At 65.4% G+C, this 2,260-nt stretch carries 2 protein-coding genes; both read right to left on the bottom strand.

Going from position 1 to position 2,260, the window contains the following annotated elements; all coding sequences use genetic code 11:
- A partial coding sequence (locus VK519_RS09790; protein WP_324349375.1) for a hypothetical protein occupies positions 1-306 on the bottom strand: 306 nt, incomplete at its 3' end.
- A 103-nt stretch (positions 307-409) separates the two neighbouring features.
- On the bottom strand, positions 410-2,170 hold the full coding sequence (locus tag VK519_RS09785; protein WP_324349374.1) for a patatin-like phospholipase domain-containing protein: 1,761 nt from the start codon (positions 2,168-2,170) through the stop codon (positions 410-412).
- Positions 2,171-2,260 lie beyond the last annotated feature (90 nt).

Raw genomic sequence — 2,260 nt, 5'->3', positions numbered from 1 at the left:
CATGCCCGGAGGATCGGGATAGGCCAGGCAGCGCTGCAGCGGATCGCGGATTTTCTCGGCGGCGCGCACCTTGGCGAAGTAAGCGGTGTAGGCCGCATCGCTGATGGCGGGTACGGAAGCGGGGCGCTCGGGCGGTTTAGGCGGGGCCATCGGTGGAATGCCGCCGTGAAGCGGCCGGTTCGCCTGCCGGATCTTCGCCAGAACGTCGGGTGTCATCGCATGGTAGGTGGCGTAGCCCACCCACCCGAGCACAGCCCATGCACCCACCACCAGGGTGACGATGCCAACGATGGTACGCGCGCGCATGGTGGTCCTCCCCGACTCCCTCGGGTGGGAATATTCTCACATGGCGGCGGGTATCGGCAGGGGATTCATGCGCCTGGCCAAAGGAAATAGCTGCCGGAAACCCCTAGGGCTTCGGGGTAATACTGAGGTTGGTATCCGGCTTGGGTATCTGGCCGTCGCGAATATCGGGCGGACTGCGCCAGGCGCGGCCCATGTCCACAAGCGCCGCGGCGCGGCGGAGCATCTCGGCCAGGCGTGCGCTGTCCTGCTGGTAGGTTTGCGCGTGGTCGGGATAGCGCGCGAGGTACGACTGGAAAGATTCCTTTTCCACCCCGTCGCCATCCCAGGCGGTGGTGAATTCATCCAGGGTCTGTTCCATGCGGGCCATCGCCACCAGGAAACGGCGCCAGCGGTGTTCGTCGAAGTTGAAGACATCCCGCGCCAGTTCACCGGCGTCGGCGCCGTAGTGGGCCAGCTTCTTCACCATTGTGGCGTCCATGGTGAGGTTAAGGCCGCCTTCGTCGGGTTTCAATGCCACGTGCACGATGCGTTCGCGATAGCCGGGCAGAGTGCTTTGCAGGTTGTCCTGCCAGTCCTTGGCGGCGTCGATCAACCGTTGCAGGAAGGCCAGCAGGCCGCCTTCGATCGGCAGGATGGGGATCAACACGCCGCTGTTGGCGTTTTCCGGCAGCCACGCGCGGCCCGGGCCGATATTCCTTGCCGGGTTGAAATCGTCCAGGCTGATGCCGAAGGTGGGGTGGTTGGGCCAAAGCTTGTCGAAGAAGTGGATGGGGAAGTTGCTGGCCAGGCCGCCATCGCTGAAAAGACACAGGCGCGGCACGCTGCGGCCGACAGCCTCGTTAAGGGTGAAGTCCCGCGCATAAAGGGGAATGGCACTGATCAATAGCGGGAAGCTGAGGCTCATCCGTGCGCCGATGGCCACGGGCAGCTTGCCGTCGGGCGGCAGGTGGAAGAAATCGTCCGCGGGGTTGCCGGTGTCGAAGGCTTCGCTGTTGGCCATCAGGTAGTTCATCACCCGAGGCGGGAACAGGTTTTCGAATTCCCGGCGGCGGAACAGGAAGCTGTGGTCGCGCATCGGCACGGTGAACGGCCGGCGCATCATCAAGTTGGTGGTCATCATCCGCAGCGCGACCGGTGGAGTGCCGCCGGGGGGCGTGGCCAGGTCGTCGAAGGTCAGGGGCGGGTCGTCAGGTCCGGTACCGCGGCCGGCGATGTGATCGATGAGGTCGGTAAGCCAATCGGTAAGGCCGGGCGTGTCGAAGCCGCGCTGCGTGCTTCCCGGACACAACCCATAACCATTGGCGGGGACGTCGTGGGTGATGCGTCGACAGAGCGTGGAAACGACGCTAACGATGCCGATCAAGACGAACAGCCCCGCGCCCCACGCTACGGCGTACCCCACTGGTGCGCCGGAAACGACCGCGACAACTCCGAACAGGACGCCAGCCACCAGCCCAAGCAACCAGCGCCCGACGAAGCGCCGCACCGCGATGCCCAGCACCCGGCCGAATCTTGCGATCCACGAACCCGGGGCTTGCAGGGCAAGGAAGATATCCAGCAGCGCCGCAAGCCGGGGCGACGGCTGGAACAGGCGCATCAGGTGGCCGCCGATTTGCGTGGGCACCTGGCTCAGGCGCACGAACCCGCCTGATGCGCGCCCGTACTCGGCAGCGGCCGTGACCGCCGCCGCGATGGCGCCGGCCGAGGTGCCGCCGATGGAATTGAAGCGGAAATCCTTGGCTAGCTCCGCCGCGGCCAGCGGGTACACCACGCCGCTGGATACGCCGCCCTTCATCACAAGGTCGCAGATGCGCGTGGGGTGGGTGAAGTCGCCCTGGTGGTACGCACCTGGATCGGTAGGCATGGCTTGCTCCGCGTGCGGCCTGGAGAATTTCTCCAGGCCTTAGCTTGCCTGTCTTCGATACCCGGGAGGAAGGCCGTGCGTCACCGATTT

The sequence above is a fragment of the Pinirhizobacter sp. genome, assembly GCF_035317885.1.
Taxonomy (GTDB): domain Bacteria; phylum Pseudomonadota; class Gammaproteobacteria; order Xanthomonadales; family Rhodanobacteraceae; genus Pinirhizobacter.
The sequence above is the reverse complement of the archived record's forward strand: the minus strand, read 5'-3'. Positions and strand labels throughout refer to the sequence as shown.